Annotated in this window: 1 rRNA gene; it reads right to left on the reverse strand. The window is 51.5% G+C overall.

Annotated elements, in window-relative coordinates:
• Positions 1-83 precede the first annotated feature (83 nt).
• Positions 84-1,426: ribosomal RNA gene (locus EKM94_RS12185) — 16S ribosomal RNA — on the reverse strand; the annotation flags it as partial.

Raw genomic sequence — 1,426 nt, forward strand, 5'->3', positions numbered from 1 at the left:
ACCTCTCAAAACTAAACAAAGTTTCGACTGTGCAGTTTCCGTAAGTTAGTTTGGCTTTGACCCCAAAACTAACAGTTCCTTAGAAAGGAGGTGATCCAGCCGCAGGTTCTCCTACGGCTACCTTGTTACGACTTCACCCTAATCATCTGTCCCACCTTAGACGGCTGGCTCCTAAAAGGTTACCTCACCGGCTTTGGGTGTTACAAACTCTCATGGTGTGACGGGCGGTGTGTACAAGGCCCGGGAACGTATTCACCGCGGCGTGCTGATCCGCGATTACTAGCGATTCCAACTTCATGTAGGCGAGTTGCAGCCTACAATCCGAACTGAGACTGACTTTTAGAGATTAGCTTGACCTCGCGGTCTCGCAACTCGTTGTATCAGCCATTGTAGCACGTGTGTAGCCCAGGTCATAAGGGGCATGATGATTTGACGTCATCCCCACCTTCCTCCGGTTTGTCACCGGCAGTCTGACTAGAGTGCCCAACTGAATGCTGGCAACTAATCATAAGGGTTGCGCTCGTTGCGGGACTTAACCCAACATCTCACGACACGAGCTGACGACAACCATGCACCACCTGTCTTAGCGTCCCCGAAGGGAACGTCTTATCTCTAAGATTGGCGCTAGATGTCAAGACCTGGTAAGGTTCTTCGCGTTGCTTCGAATTAAACCACATGCTCCACCGCTTGTGCGGGCCCCCGTCAATTCCTTTGAGTTTCAACCTTGCGGTCGTACTCCCCAGGCGGAGTGCTTAATGCGTTAGCTGCAGCACTGAAGGGCGGAAACCCTCCAACACTTAGCACTCATCGTTTACGGCGTGGACTACCAGGGTATCTAATCCTGTTTGCTACCCACGCTTTCGAGCCTCAGCGTCAGTTACAGACCAGAGAGCCGCCTTCGCCACTGGTGTTCTTCCATATATCTACGCATTTCACCGCTACACATGGAGTTCCACTCTCCTCTTCTGCACTCAAGTTCCCCAGTTTCCAATGCATTTCTTCGGTTAAGCCGAAGGCTTTCACATCAGACTTAAGAAACCGCCTGCACTCGCTTTACGCCCAATAAATCCGGATAACGCTTGCCACCTACGTATTACCGCGGCTGCTGGCACGTAGTTAGCCGTGGCTTTCTGGTTGGATACCGTCACTACCTGGCCAGTTACTACCAAGTACGTTCTTCTCCAATAACAGAGTTTTACGATCCGAAAACCTTCTTCACTCACGCGGCGTTGCTCCATCAGACTTTCGTCCATTGTGGAAGATTCCCTACTGCTGCCTCCCGTAGGAGTTTGGGCCGTGTCTCAGTCCCAATGTGGCCGATTACCCTCTCAGGTCGGCTACGTATCAATGTCTTGGTGAGCCGTTACCTCACCAACTAACTAATACGCCGCGGGTCCATCCAAAAGTGATAGCCGAAACCATCTTT

The sequence above is a fragment of the Lapidilactobacillus achengensis genome (assembly GCF_003946655.1).
Lineage (GTDB): Bacteria > Bacillota > Bacilli > Lactobacillales > Lactobacillaceae > Lapidilactobacillus > Lapidilactobacillus achengensis.